The organism is Bradyrhizobium manausense (assembly GCF_001440035.1).
In the GTDB taxonomy this organism is placed as follows: domain Bacteria; phylum Pseudomonadota; class Alphaproteobacteria; order Rhizobiales; family Xanthobacteraceae; genus Bradyrhizobium; species Bradyrhizobium manausense.
On record NZ_LJYG01000108.1, the window covers coordinates 504,056 to 523,896 of the forward strand.

General features: G+C 64.4%; 22 protein-coding genes. 8 read left to right on the top strand and 14 right to left on the bottom strand.

Translation table 11 applies throughout. The features are described from left to right. Positions 1-95: 95 nt before the first annotated feature. Both AOQ71_RS32505 and AOQ71_RS32510 read left to right on the top strand, forming a co-directional pair. Positions 96-374 (top strand): metal/formaldehyde-sensitive transcriptional repressor, encoded by a 279-nt coding sequence (locus AOQ71_RS32505; protein ID WP_057755836.1) that lies wholly within the window; start codon positions 96-98, stop codon positions 372-374. A gap of 4 nt (positions 375-378) precedes the next feature. Beyond that, positions 379-1,449, top strand: coding sequence for a nickel/cobalt efflux transporter (locus AOQ71_RS32510; RefSeq protein ID WP_057755839.1), 1,071 nt, complete (start codon positions 379-381; stop codon positions 1,447-1,449). An 11-nt stretch (positions 1,450-1,460) separates the two neighbouring features. Here the strand turns inward: AOQ71_RS32510 and AOQ71_RS32515 are convergent, their stop codons facing one another. From AOQ71_RS32515 to AOQ71_RS32550, 9 genes are all read right to left on the bottom strand, one after another. Then, positions 1,461-2,321, bottom strand: a complete 861-nt coding sequence (locus AOQ71_RS32515; protein WP_245317315.1) for a DUF1259 domain-containing protein — start codon at positions 2,319-2,321, stop codon at positions 1,461-1,463. Positions 2,322-2,704: 383 nt separating this feature from the next. After that, the gene (locus AOQ71_RS32520) at positions 2,705-3,475 is read right to left on the bottom strand and encodes a CbtA family protein (RefSeq protein WP_057755843.1); all 771 of its coding nucleotides are present in this window, start codon (positions 3,473-3,475) and stop codon (positions 2,705-2,707) included. Positions 3,476-3,485: 10 nt separating this feature from the next. Beyond that, on the bottom strand, positions 3,486-3,692 hold the full coding sequence (locus tag AOQ71_RS32525) for a CbtB domain-containing protein (protein WP_057755845.1): 207 nt from the start codon (positions 3,690-3,692) through the stop codon (positions 3,486-3,488). A 3-nt stretch (positions 3,693-3,695) separates the two neighbouring features. Continuing rightward, entirely contained in the window at positions 3,696-3,986 is a 291-nt protein-coding gene (locus AOQ71_RS32530) for a hypothetical protein (RefSeq protein WP_057755848.1), read from the bottom strand. After that, complete coding sequence (locus tag AOQ71_RS32535) at positions 3,983-4,561, bottom strand: hypothetical protein (protein ID WP_057755850.1); 579 nt, start codon at positions 4,559-4,561, stop codon at positions 3,983-3,985. Before AOQ71_RS32535 ends, AOQ71_RS32530 begins: the two co-directional genes overlap by 4 nt. A gap of 151 nt (positions 4,562-4,712) precedes the next feature. Next, positions 4,713-4,970 (bottom strand): hypothetical protein, encoded by a 258-nt coding sequence (locus AOQ71_RS32540; protein WP_057755853.1) that lies wholly within the window; start codon positions 4,968-4,970, stop codon positions 4,713-4,715. A 130-nt stretch (positions 4,971-5,100) separates the two neighbouring features. Further along, complete coding sequence (locus AOQ71_RS32545) at positions 5,101-5,313, bottom strand: hypothetical protein (protein WP_057755855.1); 213 nt, start codon at positions 5,311-5,313, stop codon at positions 5,101-5,103. Between the two features lie 219 nt (positions 5,314-5,532). Continuing rightward, positions 5,533-5,709, bottom strand: a complete 177-nt coding sequence (locus AOQ71_RS46460) for a hypothetical protein (RefSeq protein ID WP_167354011.1) — start codon at positions 5,707-5,709, stop codon at positions 5,533-5,535. A gap of 106 nt (positions 5,710-5,815) precedes the next feature. After that, a complete protein-coding gene (locus AOQ71_RS32550) occupies positions 5,816-7,552 on the bottom strand; it encodes an adenylate/guanylate cyclase domain-containing protein (RefSeq protein WP_057755857.1) in 1,737 nt (578 codons plus the stop codon). Positions 7,553-7,878: 326 nt separating this feature from the next. Between AOQ71_RS32550 and AOQ71_RS32555 the strand changes: the two genes are divergently transcribed. Both AOQ71_RS32555 and AOQ71_RS45565 read left to right on the top strand, forming a co-directional pair. Continuing rightward, positions 7,879-10,074, top strand: coding sequence for a lytic transglycosylase domain-containing protein (locus AOQ71_RS32555; protein WP_057755859.1), 2,196 nt, complete (start codon positions 7,879-7,881; stop codon positions 10,072-10,074). A 139-nt stretch (positions 10,075-10,213) separates the two neighbouring features. Beyond that, the gene (locus AOQ71_RS45565; protein WP_157083737.1) at positions 10,214-10,357 is read left to right on the top strand and encodes a hypothetical protein; all 144 of its coding nucleotides are present in this window, start codon (positions 10,214-10,216) and stop codon (positions 10,355-10,357) included. 124 nt (positions 10,358-10,481) lie between these two features. On the opposite strand, the gene AOQ71_RS32565 is transcribed toward AOQ71_RS45565, so the two are convergent. Then, positions 10,482-10,670, bottom strand: a complete 189-nt coding sequence (locus AOQ71_RS32565) for a hypothetical protein (protein WP_057755864.1) — start codon at positions 10,668-10,670, stop codon at positions 10,482-10,484. 68 nt (positions 10,671-10,738) lie between these two features. Between AOQ71_RS32565 and AOQ71_RS45570 the strand changes: the two genes are divergently transcribed. The 4 genes from AOQ71_RS45570 to AOQ71_RS32585 all read left to right on the top strand — a co-directional run bounded on the left by AOQ71_RS45570 (position 10,739) and on the right by AOQ71_RS32585 (position 14,854). After that, the gene (locus tag AOQ71_RS45570; protein WP_157083738.1) at positions 10,739-11,032 is read left to right on the top strand and encodes a hypothetical protein; all 294 of its coding nucleotides are present in this window, start codon (positions 10,739-10,741) and stop codon (positions 11,030-11,032) included. Between the two features lie 692 nt (positions 11,033-11,724). Beyond that, positions 11,725-13,704 carry a PAS domain S-box protein gene (locus AOQ71_RS32575; RefSeq protein WP_057755870.1) on the top strand — a complete coding sequence of 660 codons (1,980 nt, stop codon included), beginning with the start codon at positions 11,725-11,727 and terminating at the stop codon, positions 13,702-13,704. An 8-nt stretch (positions 13,705-13,712) separates the two neighbouring features. Next, positions 13,713-14,372, top strand: coding sequence for a response regulator transcription factor (locus AOQ71_RS32580; protein ID WP_083514646.1), 660 nt, complete (start codon positions 13,713-13,715; stop codon positions 14,370-14,372). A gap of 47 nt (positions 14,373-14,419) precedes the next feature. After that, positions 14,420-14,854 (top strand): response regulator transcription factor, encoded by a 435-nt coding sequence (locus AOQ71_RS32585; RefSeq protein ID WP_347336722.1) that lies wholly within the window; start codon positions 14,420-14,422, stop codon positions 14,852-14,854. Between the two features lie 9 nt (positions 14,855-14,863). Here AOQ71_RS32585 and AOQ71_RS32590 read toward each other — a convergent pair whose 3' ends face one another. The 4 genes from AOQ71_RS32590 to AOQ71_RS32605 all read right to left on the bottom strand — a co-directional run. After that, positions 14,864-15,835: a tripartite tricarboxylate transporter substrate binding protein BugD gene (locus AOQ71_RS32590; RefSeq protein ID WP_057755877.1), complete on the bottom strand. Its 972-nt coding sequence runs from the start codon at positions 15,833-15,835 to the stop codon at positions 14,864-14,866. 87 nt (positions 15,836-15,922) lie between these two features. Then, positions 15,923-17,164 carry a threonine synthase gene (locus tag AOQ71_RS32595; protein ID WP_057755880.1) on the bottom strand — a complete coding sequence of 414 codons (1,242 nt, stop codon included), beginning with the start codon at positions 17,162-17,164 and terminating at the stop codon, positions 15,923-15,925. Between the two features lie 128 nt (positions 17,165-17,292). Next, entirely contained in the window at positions 17,293-18,714 is a 1,422-nt protein-coding gene (gene lpdA / locus AOQ71_RS32600) for a dihydrolipoyl dehydrogenase (protein WP_057755883.1), read from the bottom strand. 138 nt (positions 18,715-18,852) lie between these two features. Next, positions 18,853-19,841, bottom strand: a 989-nt coding sequence (locus AOQ71_RS32605; RefSeq protein WP_245317290.1) for a 2-oxo acid dehydrogenase subunit E2, incomplete at its 5' end; no start/stop codon positions are given.

Genomic DNA, 19,841 nt, shown 5'->3' on the forward strand with positions numbered 1-19,841 from the left:
CCGCGGCGGGATTCTGGATTGCTTCGCTGCGCGCTCGCAATGACGGGGCACAAGCACGCATTGACTCCTATAGGGTACCCCCCTATCTTACCCCAATGTCGCACACCATCAGGCACAAGTCGAAGCTCATCGGCCGCGTCCGGCGCATCAAGGGTCAACTTGAAGCCGTCGAGCGCGCGCTGGAGTCGGAGATCGGCTGCGCCGACGTGCTGATGCTGGTGGCGTCGGTGAAAGGTGCGATCAGCGGTCTCACCACCGAGTTGCTGGAAGACCACATCCGCCATCATGTCGTGGATCCCGCGCACGAGAAGGATCCGGAGAAGGCCAAGGGCGCCGCCGACCTCATCGACGTCGTCCGAACCTATTTGAAGTGACGAGATGACCGACCTGTCTCACCTGCTCCAGCAGAGCAGCGCGCACGCATGGCTGTTCGTGCCCAGCGCGATCCTGCTCGGCGCGCTGCACGGCCTCGAGCCCGGCCATTCCAAGACCATGATGGCCGCGTTCATCATCGCTATCAGAGGCACCGTGCACCAGGCCGTGCTGCTCGGCCTGTCGGCGACCATCTCCCATACCGCTATTGTCTGGGCGGTCGCGCTCGCGGGCCTCTATTTCGGCCAGGAATTATCAGGCGAACGCAGCGAGGCCTGGCTGCAACTGGTCTCCGCCGCGATCATCATCGGCATCGCCACCTGGATGGTCTGGCGCACCTGGCGGGACCAGAACCGCGAACATGATCATGACCATCATCACCACCACGACGGGCCGCAATCGATCTCGCTCGCCGGCTTCGCGCTGCTGCTGGAGGTGTTCGAAGACGGCGTGCCGCCGCGCTGGCGGATCCGGAGCGAGACGGCCGCGCTTCCCGCTGATGGCGACATCAGGGTGACCACCATCCGCGAGGACGGCTCGGAGCAGACCTTCGCCTTCACTGCAGGCGACGGGTACCTCGAAAGCGTCGATGAAATTCCCGAGCCACATGCGTTCAAGGCGCGCGTCACCCTCGCCGGCGATTCCGCCGAGCTTCTGTTTAGGGAGCATGATCACGACCATATGGACCTCGGCGACGAGGACGACGCGCATGCGCGCGCCCACGCCGCCGACATCCGCAAGCGCTTTGCCGGGCGCACCGTCACCACCGCGCAGATCATCCTGTTCGGCCTCACCGGCGGATTGATCCCCTGCCCCGCCGCGATCACCGTGCTGCTGCTCTGCCTTCAGCTGAAGCAGTTCAGCCTCGGCTTCGTCCTGGTGCTGTCCTTCGGCATCGGGCTTGCGATCACGATGGTGTCGGCAGGCGTTCTGGCTGCGCTCAGCCTGCGCCACGTCGAACGTCACTGGGGCGGCTTCAGCCGCTATGCCCACCGCGCGCCCTATGTCTCGGCGGCCCTGATCGTCTTCGTCGGCCTCTACACCGGCTGGACCGGCCTGCACGATCTGATGACGTAGCGCCTCGCCGGTCAGCCTTTTGCCCTCGCCGTCTTGTCGAGCGCGGCGCGAAGGCCCTTGGCGAGCTTGATCGCGTCGTCGTTGGCCCAGAAGTGCATGAAGAACAGCCGCGGCTGCTCGTCCAGCATATGGCTGTGCAGCGCCGTCACCTCGATGCCGTTCTCCAGCAGCGCAGCGATCACCGGGTTCACCTCATTGTCAGACAGAACGAAGTCGCCGGTGATGGCGGCCTTGCCTCCGCCTGATGGCTGGAAGTTGATGCCGATGGCGACGCCCATTGGCCCGACGGGCGTGAGCGCCATGCCCTGTTGCGTGATCGGATCACGGCGCTTGACGTTGAACTGGTAGACGCCGCCATTGACCTGTCCCTTGGTGCCGATGATCTCATCGAGCTTCGCCGTGTCGAGATCGACAGCGGGCGGCGGGCTCGCCGGTGCGGCAGCGGTCAGTGGCGTCTTGCTGGCGGCGAGTGCGTCATGGATCGCGGCGGCCAGCTTGACGGGGTCGCCATGTCCGGCGACATGCATGTAGAACGTCGCCGGGCTCGCGCGCAGCAGATGGTTGTGCACGGCAGTGATCTCGAGACCGCTCGCGATCATCTTCACCATCACCGGATTGATCTCGGTCTCGAGCAGCACAAGGTCGCCCATGACCATCGCCCCGCCATGGGCCGGCTTGAACGCGACCCAGCCGCCGAGCGCCAGCGCCGGCTTGATCGCGACCCCGTCCAGAGTCACGGACAGATCGCTGCGCGGAAATCCGTAGCGGTGGACATCATCGGTGACGGCGGCCTTGCGGCCGAGCGTTTGGTCGATCGCCTGCCAATTGACGTCTTCCGCCCGGGCCGTCGCGATGAATTGCGCGGCGCCCATGACGACTCCCAAGGCGGCAGCCAGCATGATGGCCGAGTGACAGAGTGTACCTCGTCGCATGATCGTCCTCCTGGTGTCACTGCCCCCTGGGTCGAAGCCGTGTTCGGCCCAGGCGTCAGCGGCGCGCGCAGACGCATCCCGCGCAAGACGGATGAGCCGATCTGTCTGATCAATCGAGATGGATGAAGTGGACATGCTGCGCCCTTGGTGATCAGGACGCGATGCTTGGGCATGTCGCCTCGCGGGGAGACCGCATATCCCCGATGCCTTGACTAGAAGCCGGTGGGTCCAGGCTGTCAACGCGTGGATTCAGTCGAGCCAGGAAAAAGATTTCGCAGACGTCATGGAACGAAATCGCGCGTGGGCATCGCTGGCTGCGACCGCTAGAGGGTCGCGCCGCGATCGAAACGCGCAAACACTGCGCTGGTCAGGCCGCCGAGCAGGGTCCAGAACACCAGGCTCGTCACCGTCACCGCGGTGACGAACTGATGCAGCAGCGATGACGGCACGTTGGTCTCGACATTGGCGAGATCAGGCGCGCCGATCAGGTGCGGCAGGGTCAAGAGGATCACGCCTGATATCGCCGCCGGCACCGTGCGGCGGAAGACGATCAAGGCGAGCCCGCCTGCCGTCGCCAGCACGGCGGCGAGCCACCAGATCTGCCGCGACAGCAGCGGCGCTGAGGGCACGCCGGGCAGCTCCGGCGGCAGGCCGAGGCTAGGGGCGAGGGTGAAGACGGCGAAGCCCGCCAGGCCCCACAGCAGGCCTTCGTGCCAGGACACGCTGGTCCCGGTCGCGCCGCTGCGCACGGCGAAGAAGCCGGCCAGAAGCAGCGCGAAGCCGATCGCGGTCAGCACGTTGGCGGCGGCGGTGTAGGCGTTGCGCTCAAACCCGTCGCGCGGCTCCCACGCGCCGCCATGGTCATGGTCGCCGGCGCCATGGTCGTGGTCGCCATGATCGTGGGCTGCATGGTCATGCCCGGCCGCGACCGGCTGCGCCGCGGCGTCGTGCTGGTGCGCGCCCGCCGCCTTCTCGAAGACTTCCGCCTTCAGGATCAGGGGGACGGTGCCGAACTGCTGGACGACGGTGACGAGGAGACCGACGACGAAACCCGAGATGACCGACGCGAAGACGATCGCGCGAAACGTGCTCATGCCATCAAGGCTAGTGACAGGGGAACGCGTTCGAGTGCCGCACGTCGTGGGCGGCGTTGTGGACGACGTCGATATGGGAGAAGCCGACCATGCCGATCACGAACACGCCCAGCACCATGGCCATCAGCGCCTGCGACAGCCGTCCCACCTGCCCTGCGGCGACCGGAAGCGTGATCCGGGCCGGGACTTGCGCGTTGGCGAGCTGGGACTGGCTCATGGTCTATTCTCCATTGGCGATTTGCGCCTCTTCTAGCAGCTTCCGGGCGATATCGCGACTGGTAAGATGCAGGCTTGTCCCGGGCAAAATGTCCCTGAGGGCGATCTTGGCGTCGGCGGCCGTGCGAAAGGCGGCCTCAAATCGCCGGAAATAGTCGAGGCAGGCCTCCGGCGTTGGCTCGGTGCCGAGCAGCGTCCGGAAAGCGCCCCGGTGCACGGCGCAGATCGCGCCGTGTCCGGCCACGGGAAAGACCAGTGAGGCGATATCGTCGCGCCAACGGGCTTCGCTGCTCAAGCGGTTGCGCGTCCCCGCCCGAGGGAGCCGATCAGGCGGGCGACCTCGCAGACGGCGACGAGGCCCGCGAGCCACATAGCGCAGGTCAGCCCGATCCGCGAGACGATGGCCGCCGTGAAGGCGCCCTGCCCGCCAAGGAACGGCGTCGCGGCGAACAGCGCAAGCTCATAGGCCGCATAGGCGGCGACGAGGGCAATGGCCAGCGCCAGCGGCGTGCGAAGCTTGGTCAGGATGCGAAGCATCGTCGATGCGGCAGCGGTCGCAACAAGCGCCGCGGCGCCGATCACAAGGCCCCAGCCGATGGTGCCGGCATCAAGGGGATAGTGCAGCGCGCCGAAGCCGATGCATTGGTTCGCCAGCCACGTGGCGGTGACAACCAGCAGCGCCTGACGCTGCGACAGCGCGGCCGCAGCCACGACCGCGAACGCTGCAAACGGCGTCGCACAGGCAAGCGCAAAGCTTGCCAGCGCGCAGGACACACTCAGCAGCGCAAGGCAGAACAGAGCGACACCATGCGGCGCGACGGGGTAAAGCCTGACATGGTCGGAATGCGGCGGCAGGTTGGTGAGGGCCATGGACAATCTCCCGGCGGCGATCCTACCACATTGTCGGACAACTCCGCCAACCCGCCCCAAGCTGTGGCACGGGCGCGCTATGCTCGCCCTCTCGTTGGGTTGAAGACGGGCGCGCTACGCACGCCCTCTCGTTAGGTTGAAGACGGGCGCGCTACGCACGCCCTCTCGGGCGCTGGGCCTGAGCCCAGGCCGTGGTGACGTCGCGCGGCGGAGCGTCGATCCGCTTGATGGGAGTGAGCTCACCGGAGGCGGAGATGATGGCGGTTTCCTCGCGGCGACAGCGCGGGCAGACAAAGCTGACTTCGTGCGGCTGCGCCGACCAGCTCGAACGTTTGACATTGGCCGCCATGGGCCATGCTTCGCAATGCGAGCACGACACCAGAAACCGACCGGGATCGAGCATACCCATTCCTTAGGTCTCCGCGTCCTGCCGTCCTCCTCTAATGATTAGCCCATGTGAATCGTTCCGGTGCGGAGGCACCGTCAGCCCCGGGGTTCCCCACTCGCGGCCCGATCATACGAGGCGCCGCGCCCTTGCCTCAGCGCGCACCGTGGAGCGTGCAGGCGGTCGTGCAGGTGACGGTGTTGCCGTGGTCGCAGGCCTTGCAGGCGGCCACGCACTGGTTCATGTCGCGGGGATTGTAGGAGCTGTAGCTGCGCATCGGGCAGAGCGGGGTCGAGCCAGTGACGTCCTGCTCCTGGTCACAGGCTGCCGTCAAAAGCGCAAACAGGGCGACCGCAAGCAGACGCATGGGATGTCCAACCATAGGACGAGTGACGTTCGCGGGCAACATTGCACGGCAACCTTGCCCCAGGCATTCCCATCGCCGGGAACCGCAACGCGCGAATCCGCGGACCTCATCAAGGATGGGTCTCAATTATTAAGAACGGATTGCGATTGCACGACCTCTCGTAAAGACACCGATGCGGAACATCGTGCCTCGTTCCTGGCCGCAAGCTTCATCCGGGCGTCAGGCGGCAGCCTTGGTCGCGATCGCCAGGCGCATGTCGACCGCGAGCTGACGGTACCGCTCCGAAAGCTTCAGGTAGAATTCGCGCTTGTGGCTGTCGGTCGCAAGCTTGGCAATCAGCTCGCATTCGGCGGTGAGCGTCTCGAAGCGCTCCAGCCTGTCCTCTAGTTCTGTCATCGGCGTGTCCCCGTCAAACGCCTGAGGGACAACAAGCCTAAGCCCGGAAAATGGGTCACGGCCAACATCGTTATAAGGTAGAATCAATTATTCCCGGCGCGGACGGTTATTTGCTGTCCATGCGCCAGGCACCGTCCCAATCGGCCGCCGGCGGCGCGGTCTCGAACTGCACGATGCGCGCGAGCATCGCCTGAGACGGGCCGTCGCCAGGGACGCTCTGCAGCGCCGCATTGAATGCCGAGCGGGCCTCAGTGAAGCGGCAGGCGCGATAGGCGGCAAGCCCTTCGGCGTAGTGCGCGCGCAGCCCTTCCTGCGAGGCGGTGAGCGCACCTGCCCGGCCCATCACCTCGAACACCGGCTGCGGCACGCTCTGGCCGACCACCGCGAGGCGGTCGATCTCGCGCAATTCGAGCCGGGATCCAATCGCCGCGGCGGTCGCCTGCGAGATCAGGATTCGGGTACCGTAGATCTTGTTCACGGCCTCGAGGCGCGAGGCAAGGTTCACGGCATCGCCCATCACCGTAAAGCTCATCATCAGCTCGGAGCCGATGCTGCCGGTCAGGACCTCGCCGGTGGCGATGCCGATGCGCAGGTCGCAGGACACCGGCATGGCCCGGATGCCGAGCAGGTCCGGCAGCTGCTTCTGCAGCGCGGGCACCTGGTCGGCCATGTCGATGGCGGACAGGCCCGCGAGCAGCGCCTGCTCGTCCTCCTCGATGAAGGGCGGGCCCCAATAGGACATGATGGCATCGCCGATATATTTGTCGATGACGCCGCGGTTGTTGCGGATCGGAGCGGACATCAACGTGAAATAGTGGTTCATGACCTTGACGAGGCCGCGCGGGGTCATGCCCTCGCTCATTGCGGTGAAGCCGCTCATGTCGCAGAACATGATGGTCATGACCCGACGCTGGCCGTCGACGGCGACCTCCGGCCGGTCGATCAGGCCCTGCACCACCTTGGGATCGATGTAGCGGCCAAAGGTCTCGCGGATCCGCTCGTTGTGGCGCAGCTGCTCGATCATGCGGTTGAAGGCGGCGGCGAGCTCGCCGATCTCGTCCTGGGTCGAGACGGTGATGCTCTTGTCGAAGCGGCCGGCCTCGACCTCGCGGGCACCGGCGAGCAGCAGCCGCACGGGCCTTGTGATGCCGCCGGAGACAAGCAGCGCAAAGGCAAATCCGACGACCGCGGCGAGCAGCGTTACGACGCCGGAGATGATGATCGCCTGTCGCTGGTGGCCGACCACCGTCGAGGTGCTCGCATAGACCTGCTTGAGCATGTCGGTGCGGACCGCATCGATCCGCTGGTTGAACTGATCGCGCAGCGCATCGATGTGCTCGAGCGTGCTGCGTGCCTCCGGCATCTGCTTGGCGTCGATCTGCTTGAGGAGTTTGGCGTGGTCCTCGTTCATGCCCTGGCGCAGCTCGGTCACGGCTGTCTCGATGCGCGTGTCGATCCGCGCCAGCGCCGCATTGTCCGACGGCGTCCTCGGATCCTCGATGATCGCGTTGATGAGCTTTTGCGCGGCCGACGTCTCTTCCTCGATCTTGCGGTCGGCTTCCTCGAACTCCTTCAGGCGGGCCGCATAGGCCTGCTCGTCCGAGGAATCCTGCATCTTCGCCATGACCATCCGCCGCAACGCCACCGACCGCTCCAGCGAGCGGATGTTGGCCCGCGCCAGATCGCCATAGGCCGGGATGTAGCGGCCGGTCAGCTCGTCCAGGAGAATGCCGACCTGGCTCGACATCACCATCGACAGGATCGAGGTGATCAGCATCAGGACGATCAATCCGAGGGCGATGCCGACGATCTTGCGCCGGATCGACTGGTTGAAAAGCGGCATGAGATGCGGGCAAAGGCTGAAGAAGGATCTATGGAACCCTCAATACACCGGATTTTCGCCGGGAACACGCGCAATCGGGCCGGTTTGGCGCCCAAGGCTGCGCGCAACCGTCGCGCGAGTCCCGTTTCGTTATAATAAAGGTTAAGGAACCACCACTTCCGCCGTTTCTGAGTTCCGCGAGTTCCAATCCGTATTTTGCCGCATTGTTGAACGAGCGTGCGGAATGCGAAACGATGTCATGGCATCGTTTTGATGTCGTTCTTGATTCTCAAGCCGCATGTCGTCGCGGACCTTGGTTTGTAGTGGTTTCGCAGGGGGACCATCGAATGAACCAGTGCCTACGCTCGCTCGCGTGTGTCGTTGCCGTGGCCGCTTTGACCCTCCTTCCCACCGGGCTGGCGGCGAAGAGCGGTCACAAATCATCCGCGTCCAAATCGTCTGCGTCCAAGAAGACGCACGAAGCGAAAACCGGCAGGCAACGGCATGCTGCATCCGGCAAGCACCGCAAAAATGCCGAGGCCAGGCGCAGGTCGAAGAAGCGGGACGAGCCCGCGGACAAGCCCGCGCCGCCGGCTCTGACCGGCGACCTCGCCGCGCTGAAGGATGCGATCGACCTCGCACGCAAGGGCAAGACCGACGATGCGACAGCGGCGCGCGACCGCATTGCCGATCCCGCCGGACAAAAGCTCGCCGACTGGTTCATGCTGCGCCATTCCGAGAGTACCGCCCCCTTCAAGCGCTACGCCGCCTTCCTCGCCGCCAATCCGGACTGGCCGAGCGCCGTGCTGCTGCGCAAGCGCGCCGAGGCCCGGCTGTGGCAGGAGAAGAGCGACGCGGCAACCGTCCACGCCTTCACGATGGACCGGCCGATCAGCGCCAAGGGCAATTTCGCGCTCGCGCGCGCTCTGTTCGCCGAGGGCGACAACGACGGGGCGACGCGCCTCGTGCGCGAGGCCTGGCGCTCGGACGAACTGTCCGAGCGCAGCGAGGAAGATTCCTACGAAGCGTTCCACGATTTGTTGCGGCCCGAAGACCATCGCGCCCGGATGGACAAGCGCCTCGGCGCCAAGGACTATGCCGGCGCAAGGCGGGCCGCAAAACGTCTTGGCGAAGATTTCCTCGCGATCGTCAAGGCCTGCGCCGCCGTCAACGGCAAGGAGAACAAGGCCAAGGATTATCTCGAGGACGTGCCTCAAGACGCGCGCCGCGATCTCGGCTATGTGCTGTGCCGCGCACAATGGCACCTGCAGAAGGATCACATCGACGATGCAGCCGAGGTGATCCTGGCTGCCGCACCCGAGACGATGGCGGCGCAGGACACAGACGCATGGTGGCGCGAGCGCCGCCTGCTCGCGCGAAAGCTGCTCGACCAGGGCAAGTTCCAGACCGCCTACGACATGGTGCGCGCAGCCACGGTGCCGGCGATGGAGGTCTACCGCGTCGACTATCACTTCATGTGCGGCTGGATCGCGCTGCGCTATCTCGACGATCCCAAAACCGCGATGATGCACTTCGCCTCCATCGACGAGGGATCGCCCAATCCACTGGCGCTGTCGCGAGGCCACTACTGGCGCGGCCGTGCGGCTGAAGCCATGGGAGCAGTCGCCGACGCGCAAGCCAGCTACAAGGCCGCCGCGCGCTATCCGACCGCCTATTACGGCCAGCTCGCCCGTGCGCGGCTCGGCCTCGAGGGGCTGGAGCTGCGCGCCCCCTCGCCCGTGCTGGCCGCCGCCGACACGCAGGCGGCAGATGAGCGCGTGCGCGCCGCCGACATGCTCTATGCCATCGGCGAACGCGATATGGTGTTCTACTACGCCGAGGATTTCGCCCAGGAGAGCACCGACGCCGCCGCGCTCGCGGCGCTCGGCGAGCTCGCCGGCCAGCGCAACGATGCGCGCGTGATGCTGGAGGTCGGCAAGTCGGCGTTGGCCCACGGCCTCGCGCTCGACCACTACGCCTTCCCGACCATCGGCATCCCCGAGCACAAGCAGGTCGCACCTGCGATCGAGACCAGCGTGATCTATTCGGTGGCGCGCACCGAGAGCTCGTTCAACCAGCGCGACAAGTCGTCCGCCAATGCGGTCGGCCTGATGCAGGTGACGCCGGAAGCCGGCCGCGACACGGCCAGGCGCTTCGGCGTGACCTATGACTGGGACAAGATGGTCTCCGACCCCGTCTACAACACGCAGATGGGTGCGGCCGAGCTCAGCGCGCTGCTGTCGGAATATCGCGGCAACCAGATCATGACTTTCGCCGGCTACAATGCCGGCCGCGGCCGCGTGCGTGAATGGGTGCAGGCGCATGGCGACCCCAGAGATCCCAAGATCGATCCGGTCGACTGGGTCGAGCGCATCCCGCTGTCCGAGACACGCAACTACGTCCAGCGGGTGATGGAGAACGTGCTGGTGTATCGCGCCCGCTTCGAAAGCAGCGGCGCTGTCGCCGCCAAGACCGATCAGCGCGTGGTGACGCAGGAACTCAACGCAACGGCACCCGTGGCAGCCGCAGCACCCGCTCCCTGACCGGCGCCACCGGGGCTGAAGGGGCGCCGACGAGGTTACGTTGCTGCGGCTTCCGCGCGAGTCGCGCAGCTAGGTGTCACCTCCTTCCGTCGTGATCAGGTCGCGCCCGTCCAGACATGCGCCGGTCAAAGCTCTCGCGATGGTCCAGAACTGCATCGTGCAGGTCCAGCACGAGACGGCGCTCAGCATCACCAACATCTCGATCATGTTCCCGGTGGCCGTCGCGCTGCGCCCAGGCATCGACCATGGCATCCACAGCGTCATTAGCTCGCCTCGGCGATAGCAATCATAGTCACAGTAATGGCGCTGTGTCCGTACATGCCGGACATAGCCTGATCGGATCGACCGCGAGCATGTGCCGCACGTCGCCGCGCTTGGCGGAGGCTCGTGATTGACCAGCACGAAGTTCATGAGGCCACCCTCACGCGATCTTCTGCAAGGGCCTCGCAGAACAACGCGTAACATTGATAGTCGCAGTACGGCAGACGGGTCGCCATCTCGCGAAGATAGCTGCCGCTGATCGGCTCGCAGCATTGCATGCACCACGCCTGCCGGAACGGCGTCCGGTCGTTCACCAGCACGAAGGCGAATCTCACGTGGCACCTCCCAAAGCGAAGCAGTAAACGCTGTCCAACGGAGACAGTGCGGGCGGTGGAGCGCAAAGATGGCTTCGGCCGTCCGGATTATCCCTGTTTTGCTCCACCTTCTGCGGCGGGACCCGGATGTATCTTCCGTCCTCCCTCCGCCGCGCATAGATCTGGCCGTCGACGTACTTGATATCGGTTGGATAGCAATCAGCGCTGTTGCAGCAACTGAGGCTCGGGTTATCCGGCATGCGCCAGGTCGAGTAGAATTTCTCGTGCAGCGCCTGGTCCTGGGGCGGATGCTGGCGATGGACGGCACCGTTTCCGGTCTCCTGCGCCTGGATTGTCGCGGTGGAGCAGAAGAGAACGATTGAGCACAAGAGCTTGCACGAGCGGTTCAAGACATGGGCTCCCGGATCAGGCCTGCGGAATGATGTCAGCTCTCTAGTTCAGCCCCGCGCGAACTGAGCCCGAAACAACCACCGGCGGTCGCGTTCGCGGCGTGAGCGGAAGCGATCGACACACGTCTTTGAGCAGAGCGCAGTGCGCCACGCGTAGTAGCGGATCAAGCCAAATTTACCGCCACACACCGCACAGCCGTTGGCAGAAGAGCACGGTCTGGAGTCGGGCTGGTCAACCTCGGGAAGTACGGATGCATGACACATTGTTGTCTCCCTTTGTTGCTTGCGGTTGCGCTCGCCGCGACTGGCTGGTCGACACTCCCGATTGGCCGTGAGGGTAGTCAGCGGGGCACGAAGTGCTCAACTGTACGGAGGTAAATGACCGACATGACTAGGGTTGGAAGAGCTATACCTAGGTTTGTCCGTGTTTGCCCGGGGCTTCCGCGCTCATTCTTATTCAACGAGACGGCGCACGATGCTCCGGCTGCACGGTCACGGTGAAGACCCCGCTGGCGCGGCTACCTGATCTGCCTGGATAGCCGAAGCGGCGACAGGTCAATTCATCGACGAACATCATCACGGCCATCCGGCTTTGGCCGGAATTGCTCCTCTTGCGCCAACGTGCTCTACTCGTGTTCACGCAGAGAGAGCCGGGAGCGTCTGCGATGAAACCTGGCCAGGCAGCCACGTTCGGGAAGTCAGCCGCGCAATTCCTCGTCGGCTGCGTCAGGCAAACTGTCGCCGCTAAGCCGCGTGCCGAGCTCGATGATGGCCAGCTCGAAGCGGTCAAACAATGGCAGCAGGTCTTCGAGCACAATCCGGTCATGTACTTCATGGTCGATCCGGCCGGAACCGTCATCAACGTGAACACGTTCGGCGCCGCGCAACTGGGCTACACGGCCGCAGAGTTGATCGGCCGATCGGTACTGGATGTCTTCTTCGCCGAAGATCGCGATTTTGTCCGCGCCTGTGTTGCACTGTGCCTCGAGACCGTCGATCAGTCCCACACCTGGGAGATCCGGAAGGTTCGCAGGGACGGCTCGGTACTCTGGGTGCGCGAGAACGCCAAGACCATGCTGCGGGCCGATGGCTCGCCAGTCGTGTTGGTCGCCTGCGAGAACATCACCGAGCGCAAGGAAGCGGAGAATGCTCTGCGGCAGAGCGAAGCCTATCTCGCCCAGGCGCAGGAATTGAGCCACACCGGCAGTTTCGGCTGGAAGGCCGCAACCCGCGAGATCACATGGTCCAGGGAGACGTATCGCATCTTCCAGTGCGACGAGGGTTCCAAGCCGCAGATCCCGGTCATGCTCCAGCGGATCCATCCGGAGGACCGGCTCGCCGTGCAGCGGACCACAGGTCAGGCAGCGCGCGAGGGAAAGGACTACGACCACGAATACCGCCTCGTGATGCCCGACGGCTCCATCAAGTACGTCCGAGCGGTGGCCCGGGCTACACGAGATTCTGCCGGCCACGTCGAGTTCGTGGGATCGGTGAGCGACATTACGGCGACCAAAGAGGCAGAGCGCAAGCTGCGCGAGAGCGAACAGCGCTTTCGCGATTATGCCGAAACCGCATCCGACTGGTTCTGGGAGACAGGGCCAGACCACCGCGTGACCCTGATATCGGAACACTCCGATACCACCACCCCGCCGGGCGTGATTGGGCTTACCCGTTGGGACATTGCGCCGGACGCCGATCTCGAGCCGGAAAAATGGCGACAACATCGCGCGGCACTCGACGCCCACATCCCGTTCCGCGACCTGGTGTATCGCAGCAGGGACCGCAACGGGCAGACCATCTACGTCCGGACCAGTGGCAAGCCGTTCTTCGATGCCGACGGAAACTTTCTCGGCTATCGTGGCGTCTGCACCGACGTGACTGCGGCCATCCGCGCCGACCAGGCCGAAGAGGCGCTGCGCAAGGCCCAAGCCGAGCTGGCTCATGTCACGCGCATCACGACACTGGGCGAACTGACTGCTTCGATCGCCCATGAAATCAACCAGCCGCTCGCTGCCGTGATTGCAAACGCCGACGCCTGTGTGGCGTGGCTGCAGCGCAATCCGCCCGATCTCAAGGCGGCGCGGCGCTCCGTGGAGTGGATCACCGAGGATTGCAAGCGTGCCAGCGACGTGATCCGTCACATTCGGGCGCTCGCCAAACGAACCGAAATCGAAATGGGTCCGCTCGACCCAAACTCGATCGTGCGCGAGGCCGTCGCACTCGTTCAGCGCGAGATGGCCCGTCATGCCGTGTCGGTGCGGATGGAGCTGTCGTCGGCCCTGCCCAAGATCTTTGGCGATCGGATCCAACTGCAGCAGGTCCTGATCAATCTGATCATGAACGGGATCGAGGCCATGGAAGACGTCCGTGACCGTCCGCGCAAGCTGACGATCCGCTCGGCGGCGGATGGCGACGACGCGATGCTGGTGAGCGTCGCCGACTGCGGCGTCGGCATCGACGAACAGGCGATAGACCGCCTGTTCACCCCGTTCTTCACCACGAAATCCGGCGGCATAGGGATGGGGCTGCCGATCTGCCGCTCCATCATCGAGATCCACGGCGGACGACTTTCCGCCGCGTCGAACCAGTCTGGCGGCGCGACGTTTCAGATCACCCTGCCCCTCTATCGAGAGCAAGCATCGTGAGCGATCGCATGGCGCCTTCGCCGCCCCAGGAGAACGGTGATCAGCCGATTGTCTACGTTGTCGACGACGACGCCTCCATGCGCCGTGCGCTGACCAACCTCTTCGAATCGGTTGGCCTCAAGGTCGAAGCGTTTGGCTCGGCGCCGCAGCTCCTCCAGGCCAAGCCACCGCAGGTACCGAGCTGCCTCGTGCTTGACATCCGCCTGCCCGGAGTCAGCGGCCTTGAGCTGCAGTCCGATCTGGCCAAGGCCAACATCCACACGCCGATCATCTTCATTACCGGTCACGCTGACATTCCCATGACCGTTCGGGCCATGAAAGGCGGTGCGATCGATTTCCTGACCAAGCCGGTCCGCGACCAGGATATCCTGGACGCAGTCCAGGCCGCGATCGAGCGAGACCGCAAGCGGCGCGATCTCAACAAGACGGTCTCGAACGTGAGATCACGCTTCGAGTCACTCACCTCGCGCGAGCGGGACGTATTGGCTCTGGTGACGTCCGGCCTGATGAACAAGCAAGTGGCCGCCCAACTCGGATTGGCCGAAATTACTGTGAAGATCTATCGCGGCCAGATTATGCGCAAAATGGGGGCGAAGTCCCTGGCCGACCTCGTGAGAATGAGTGAGGCGCTCGACATTCGGCCCGGCCGGCCCGACGTACAAACCTAAGTATGAGTTTGCAATGGCGAGCGGCAGGTCCACCCTGCGTGTTTGGATTGGGCCGTCGCGACGGCAAGCGTGATCCCGGGCGAGGAGCGGACGTCTTGTCAGCGGCTTCGGTCATTTCGGTCCTTGATGATGACCCCTACGTGCGGGAGGCGATCAACAATCTCTTGCGGTCGCGCGGGTATATGGTCCACACATTCGCCTCGGCCGAAGAATTCTTGAGCTCGAGCGATTCCAAGCGCACCTCCTGCATCGTCGCCGACATGCATATGCCGTCCAAGACCGGAATCGATTTGTTGACGCAGATGCGCGCGCAGGGTTCGGCCACCCCGTTCATCTTGATCACAGGTTTCCCGGATGAGACCCTTCACATCCGGGCGCTCGAAGCCGGAGCAATCTGTTGTCTCCGTAAGCCGTTCGTGCCCGCGGACCTGATGAAATGCCTGCAGTGGGCGCTGGCAGCAGCTGACGACGTCACGGAGTGATGTTCCGCCTCACTCCACCGAGATCTTCGCCGCCTTGATGATCGGCCACCATTTCGCGATCTCGGCCTTCTGCCTGATGCCGAGTGCCTCCGGGGCGAGCTGATCCTTGGGCGTCATCTCGAGGCCCTGGCTTTCCAGCTGCTTCTTCACGGCGGGATCGTTCAACGCGTCAACGGCGGCGGCATTGAGCTTGGCGACGATCTCCTTCGGCGTGCCCTTCGGCACCCACATGCCGGACCACAGCGTCATGTTGAAGCCTTTCAATCCCGCTTCATCCGCGGTCGGGATCTCGGGCGCCGAGGCGAGGCGCTTGTCGTCGGTGACGGCGTAGGCGCGGATGGTACCGGCGCGGACCTGGTTGATGGAATTGGAGGTCTGGTCGACGATGATGTCGATCTGGCCGGCGATCAGATCGTTCAACGCCGGCGCGGTGCCGCGATACGGCACGTATTGCAGCTTGATACCGGAGACGCTTTCGAAATAGACGCCGGCGATATGACTGCCGGAGCCGGCGCCGGCCGTCCCGGCGGTCGGCGGCGTCGGCCGCGACTTCAGCCAGTCCAAGAGCTCCTTCAGCGATTTCGCGGGCACGGCGTTCTTGCTGACCACGATCATCGGGTTGCTCGGCAAGAGCACCACCGGCTCGAGATCGGCGACGAGGTCGTAGTTGAGCTTATAGACGGCACCGTTGGCGACGTGGGTGCCGAGATGGCCGAACGAGATGGTGTAGCCGTCAGGCGGCGAATGCACGGCGCGCCCCACCCCGATCGAGCCGCCGGCGCCGGTGACGTTCTCGATCACCAGCGGCTGGCCGAGCGACTGGCGCATCCGCTCGGCGAGCACCCGCGCCATCGCATCCGACGGGCCGCCGGCGGCAAAGGGAACGATGATGGTGATGGGATGCGAGGGATATTCGTCGGCGCGCGCGATGCCGGCGAGAGCAAGGATACCGATCAGCCCGGCCCAGACGGCCTTGTTCATTGTGGTCTCCTCGACGATATCGTTCTTGTTTCCGTCTCTTCCCGCGTACGGGAAGAGCGATCGTTCGTGAAGAGACGAAATGACGCCTCAGAACTGCGAATAGTCGATCGGCTTGTGGCGATCGAGCGTGCGGGTGACCGGCGGCAGCGGATATTTCAGGCCGGTGGCGCAGTTGAACAGCATGACGCGGTCGCCCTTCGAAACGCGCCCGTCGGCAAGGCTCTCCTTGTAGGCGGCGTAGGTTGCAGCGCCCTCCGGGCAGAGCAAGAGCCCCTCCTCGCGCGCGACCTCGTTCAGCGCCGACGAGATCTTGTCGTCGTCGACCGCAATGGCAAAACCCTTGCTCTCGCGCACGGCGCGCAGAATCAGAAAGTCGCCGATCGCCTGCGGCACGCGAATGCCTGAAGCGATGGTGTGGGCGTCCTCCCAGCGCGTGGCGTGCTCCGTGCCGGCCTCATAGGCCCGCACCATCGGCGCGCAGCCGGAGGCCTGCACCGCGACCATGCGCGGGCGCTTTGAACCAATAAAGCCGATCTTCTCCAGCTCGTCGAACGCCTTCCACATGCCGATCAGGCCGGTGCCGCCGCCGGTCGGATAGAAGATCACGTCGGGCACGTCCCAGCCGAGCTGCTCGGCGAGCTCCAGGCCCATCGTCTTCTTGCCTTCAATGCGGTACGGCTCCTTCAAGGTGGAGGTGTCGAACCAGCCGACTTTCGCCTTGCCCTCGCCGACGATCTTGCCGCAATCGTCGATATAGCCGTTGACGCGGTAGACGGTGGCGCCCTGCAGCTCGATCTCGCTGACATTCACCTCGGGGGTGTCGGCCGGGCAGAAGATCGTGGTCTTGATGCCGCAGGACGTCGCGTAAGCTGCGAGCGCCGCGCCGGCATTGCCGTTGGTCGGCATCGCCATGTGCTTGATGCCGAGCGCCTTGCCCATCGACACCGCCATGACCAGGCCGCGCGCCTTGAACGAGCCGGTCGGCAGCCGTCCCTCGTCCTTGACGATGATTTCGGCGCCGCCGAGCTTCTTGCCGAGCTTGGGCAGCCGGATCAGCGGCGTCGTGACTTCACCGAGCGAGACGATGTCCTGGCATTTGCGCACGGGAAGAAGCTCGCGGTAGCGCCACATGTCTCCGGGACGCTGGCTCAGCGCATCCTTGGTCAGCGCCTTCTTCACGCCGGCAAGGTCGTAGCGCACCAGCAGCGGTTTGCCGGCCTTGGAGAGATTGTGGACCTGATCGGCGGCGTAATGATCGCCTTCCATGGCGCATTCGAGATGCGTGACGAAGGTCGGGCGTTCGATGGTGAGGTTGTCGTTGTCGTGCATGGCTTCTTTCTTCTTGCTTATGCCAGTGATCTCTATCGTCTGTCATTCCGGGGCGATGCGAAGCATCGAACCCGGAATCTCGAGATTCCGGGTTCGCCTCTTCGAGGCGCCCCGGAATGACGTGTGTTCTAGATATTCAACACCCGTCCATAAGCATCCAGCACGGCTTCCTTCATCATCTCCGACAGGGTCGGATGCGGGAACACCGTGTGCATCAGCTCTTCTTCCGTCGTCTCCAGGTTCATGGCGACGACATAGCCCTGGATCAATTCGGTGACCTCGGCGCCGACCATGTGGGCCCCTAACAGCTGGCCGGTCTTCTTGTCGAAGATGACCTTGACCAGGCCCTGGTCCTCGCCGAGCGCGATCGCCTTGCCGTTGCCGACGAAGGGGAAACGGCCGACGCGGATCTCGCGGCCGCTCTCCTTGGCCTTGGCTTCGGTCAGACCGACGGACGCGACCTGCGGATGGCAGTAGGTGCAGCCCGGGATCATGTTCTTGTCCATGGGATGCGGATGCAGGCCCTTGATCGCCTCGATGCAGATCACGCCCTCATGCTCGGCCTTGTGGGCGAGCATCGGGGGGCCCGCGACGTCGCCGATGGCGTAGATGCCGGGCACGTTGGTCTTGCCGTAGCCGTCGATGACGATGCAGCCGCGCTCGGTCTTCACGCCGAGCTTTTCGAGACCGAGATTCTCGATATTGCCGACGACGCCGACCGCCGAGATCACGCGCTCGAACTCCGATGTGATGGGCTTGCCCTTGCCGTCGTCGATGGTGGCGACGACGCTGTCGGCTTTCTTCTCGAGCTTCGTCACCTTGGTCGAGGACATGATCTTGATGCCCTGTTTCTCCAGCCGCTTGCGCGCAAGGCCCGCGATCTCCGCGTCCTCGACCGGGAGGATCTGCGGCAGCACCTCGACGACGGTGACGTCAGAACCCATGGTGTGGAAGAACGAGGCGAACTCGATGCCGATCGCGCCGGAGCCGACCACCAGCAGCGACTTCGGCATCCGCTCCGGCACCATCGCCTCGAAATAGGTCCAGACCAGCTTCTTGTCGGGCTCGAGGCCCGGCAGCACGCGCGGCCTCGCGCCGGTCGCGACAATGATGTGCTTGGCCTGGTAGGTCCCCTCGCCCAGCGAACCCTTGGGACCCTCGACGTCGGACTTCTTCACGGTGATCTTGCCGGGCGCGTCGATCGAGGCGGCGCCCCAGATCACGCTGACCTTGTTCTTCTTCATCAGGAAGCCGACACCGTCGTTCAGCCGCTTGGAGACGCCGCGCGAGCGCTGCACCACGGCCTTCGGATCGAACGAGACCTTCTCTGCCGACAGGCCATAGTCCTTGGCGTGCTGCATGTAGTGATAGATCTCGGCCGAACGCAGCAGCGCTTTGGTCGGGATGCAGCCCCAGTTCAGGCAGATGCCGCCGAGATAGGATTTCTCGACGATCGCGGTCTTGAAGCCCAGCTGGGCGGCGCGGATCGCGGTGACATAGCCGCCGGGACCGGAGCCGATGATGATGATGTCGAAAGACGTGTCGGCCATGCTGTACGCTCGTTCTCGCTCCAACCGGCCTTAACGTTCGAGACCGTCATTGCGAGGAGCTCTTGCGACGAAGCAATCCAGTCTGCCGGTCACGTCCTGGATTGCTTCGCTTCGCTCGCAATGACGACGCGAATTTCTTCACACCATCATCATGACGGGGTTTTCGATCAGTTGCTTGAAGGCGCCGATCAGCTCGGCGCCGAGCGCGCCGTCGATGGCACGGTGATCGCAGGACAGCGTCACGCTCATCATTGTTGCGATCTCGATCTTGCCGCTCCGCACCACCGGCCGCTCCTCGCTGGTGCCCACCGCAAGGATCGTCGCATGCGGCGGATTTATCACCGCCGTGAAGTCCTTGATGCCGAACATGCCGAGGTTGGAGACGGCCGTGGTGCCGCCCTGGTACTCCTCGGGCTTCAATTTGCGGGACCGCGCGCGCGCGGCAAAATCCTTCATCTCGTTGGAGATGGTCGAAAGCGTCTTGGTCTCGGCCTTGCGGATGATCGGGGTGATCAGGCCGCCCGGCATCGCCACGGCAACGCCGACGTCGGAATGATGGTGCTTGACCATGCCTGACTCGGTCCAGCTGACGTTGCAGTTCGGGATCTTCTGCAGCGCCACCGCCATCGCCTTGATGACGAAGTCGTTGACCGAGATCTTGTAGAGCGGCTTCTTCTCCTTGTCCTTCGGAGCGGCGGCGTTGATCTCCTCGCGCGCGGCGAGCAGCTTGCCGATATCGCAGTCGATGGTGAGATAGAAGTGCGGGACGTTCTGGATCGACGCGGTCAGGCGCTGGGCGATGGTGCGGCGCATGCCGTCATGCGGGACGATGTCGTAGGAGCCCGGCTCGAACAGCGACAGGATCTGCTTGTCCGACATGGTCGGTGCGATCGACGGCGCGCCGGCGGACGGAGCTGCAGCGGGCGCCTTGAGGCCCTTGCCTGATTTGGCTTGCTCAACGTCGCGCGCAACCACGCGGCCGTGCGGGCCGGTGCCCGTGACCATCGAGACATCGATGCCGGCTTCCTTGGCGAGACGCCGCGCCAGCGGCGACGAGAACACGCGCCCGGCATGGCCATTGCCCTGCGCAGCCGGTGCGGCAGCCTGCGGCGCCGGTGCTGCGGCGG

Excerpts from the sequence above, each read along its gene's own strand:
- AOQ71_RS32505 (WP_057755836.1), top strand. The coding sequence starts at position 96 with ATGTCGCACACCATCAGGCACAAGTCGAAGCTCATCGGCCGCGTCCGG.
- AOQ71_RS32510 (WP_057755839.1), top strand. The coding sequence starts at position 379 with ATGACCGACCTGTCTCACCTGCTCCAGCAGAGCAGCGCGCACGCATGG.
- AOQ71_RS32515 (WP_245317315.1), bottom strand. The coding sequence starts at position 2,321 with ATGGGCGCCGCGCAATTCATCGCGACGGCCCGGGCGGAAGACGTCAAT.
- AOQ71_RS32520 (WP_057755843.1), bottom strand. The coding sequence starts at position 3,475 with ATGAGCACGTTTCGCGCGATCGTCTTCGCGTCGGTCATCTCGGGTTTC.
- AOQ71_RS32525 (WP_057755845.1), bottom strand. The coding sequence starts at position 3,692 with ATGAGCCAGTCCCAGCTCGCCAACGCGCAAGTCCCGGCCCGGATCACG.
- AOQ71_RS32535 (WP_057755850.1), bottom strand. The coding sequence starts at position 4,561 with ATGGCCCTCACCAACCTGCCGCCGCATTCCGACCATGTCAGGCTTTAC.
- AOQ71_RS32540 (WP_057755853.1), bottom strand. The coding sequence starts at position 4,970 with ATGGGTATGCTCGATCCCGGTCGGTTTCTGGTGTCGTGCTCGCATTGC.
- AOQ71_RS32545 (WP_057755855.1), bottom strand. The coding sequence starts at position 5,313 with ATGCGTCTGCTTGCGGTCGCCCTGTTTGCGCTTTTGACGGCAGCCTGT.
- AOQ71_RS46460 (WP_167354011.1), bottom strand. The coding sequence starts at position 5,709 with ATGACAGAACTAGAGGACAGGCTGGAGCGCTTCGAGACGCTCACCGCC.
- AOQ71_RS32550 (WP_057755857.1), bottom strand. The coding sequence starts at position 7,552 with ATGCCGCTTTTCAACCAGTCGATCCGGCGCAAGATCGTCGGCATCGCC.
- AOQ71_RS32555 (WP_057755859.1), top strand. The coding sequence starts at position 7,879 with ATGAACCAGTGCCTACGCTCGCTCGCGTGTGTCGTTGCCGTGGCCGCT.
- AOQ71_RS45565 (WP_157083737.1), top strand. The coding sequence starts at position 10,214 with ATGGTCCAGAACTGCATCGTGCAGGTCCAGCACGAGACGGCGCTCAGC.
- AOQ71_RS45570 (WP_157083738.1), top strand. The coding sequence starts at position 10,739 with ATGGCTTCGGCCGTCCGGATTATCCCTGTTTTGCTCCACCTTCTGCGG.
- AOQ71_RS32575 (WP_057755870.1), top strand. The coding sequence starts at position 11,725 with ATGAAACCTGGCCAGGCAGCCACGTTCGGGAAGTCAGCCGCGCAATTC.
- AOQ71_RS32580 (WP_083514646.1), top strand. The coding sequence starts at position 13,713 with ATGGCGCCTTCGCCGCCCCAGGAGAACGGTGATCAGCCGATTGTCTAC.
- AOQ71_RS32590 (WP_057755877.1), bottom strand. The coding sequence starts at position 15,835 with ATGAACAAGGCCGTCTGGGCCGGGCTGATCGGTATCCTTGCTCTCGCC.
- AOQ71_RS32595 (WP_057755880.1), bottom strand. The coding sequence starts at position 17,164 with ATGCACGACAACGACAACCTCACCATCGAACGCCCGACCTTCGTCACG.
- lpdA (WP_057755883.1), bottom strand. The coding sequence starts at position 18,714 with ATGGCCGACACGTCTTTCGACATCATCATCATCGGCTCCGGTCCCGGC.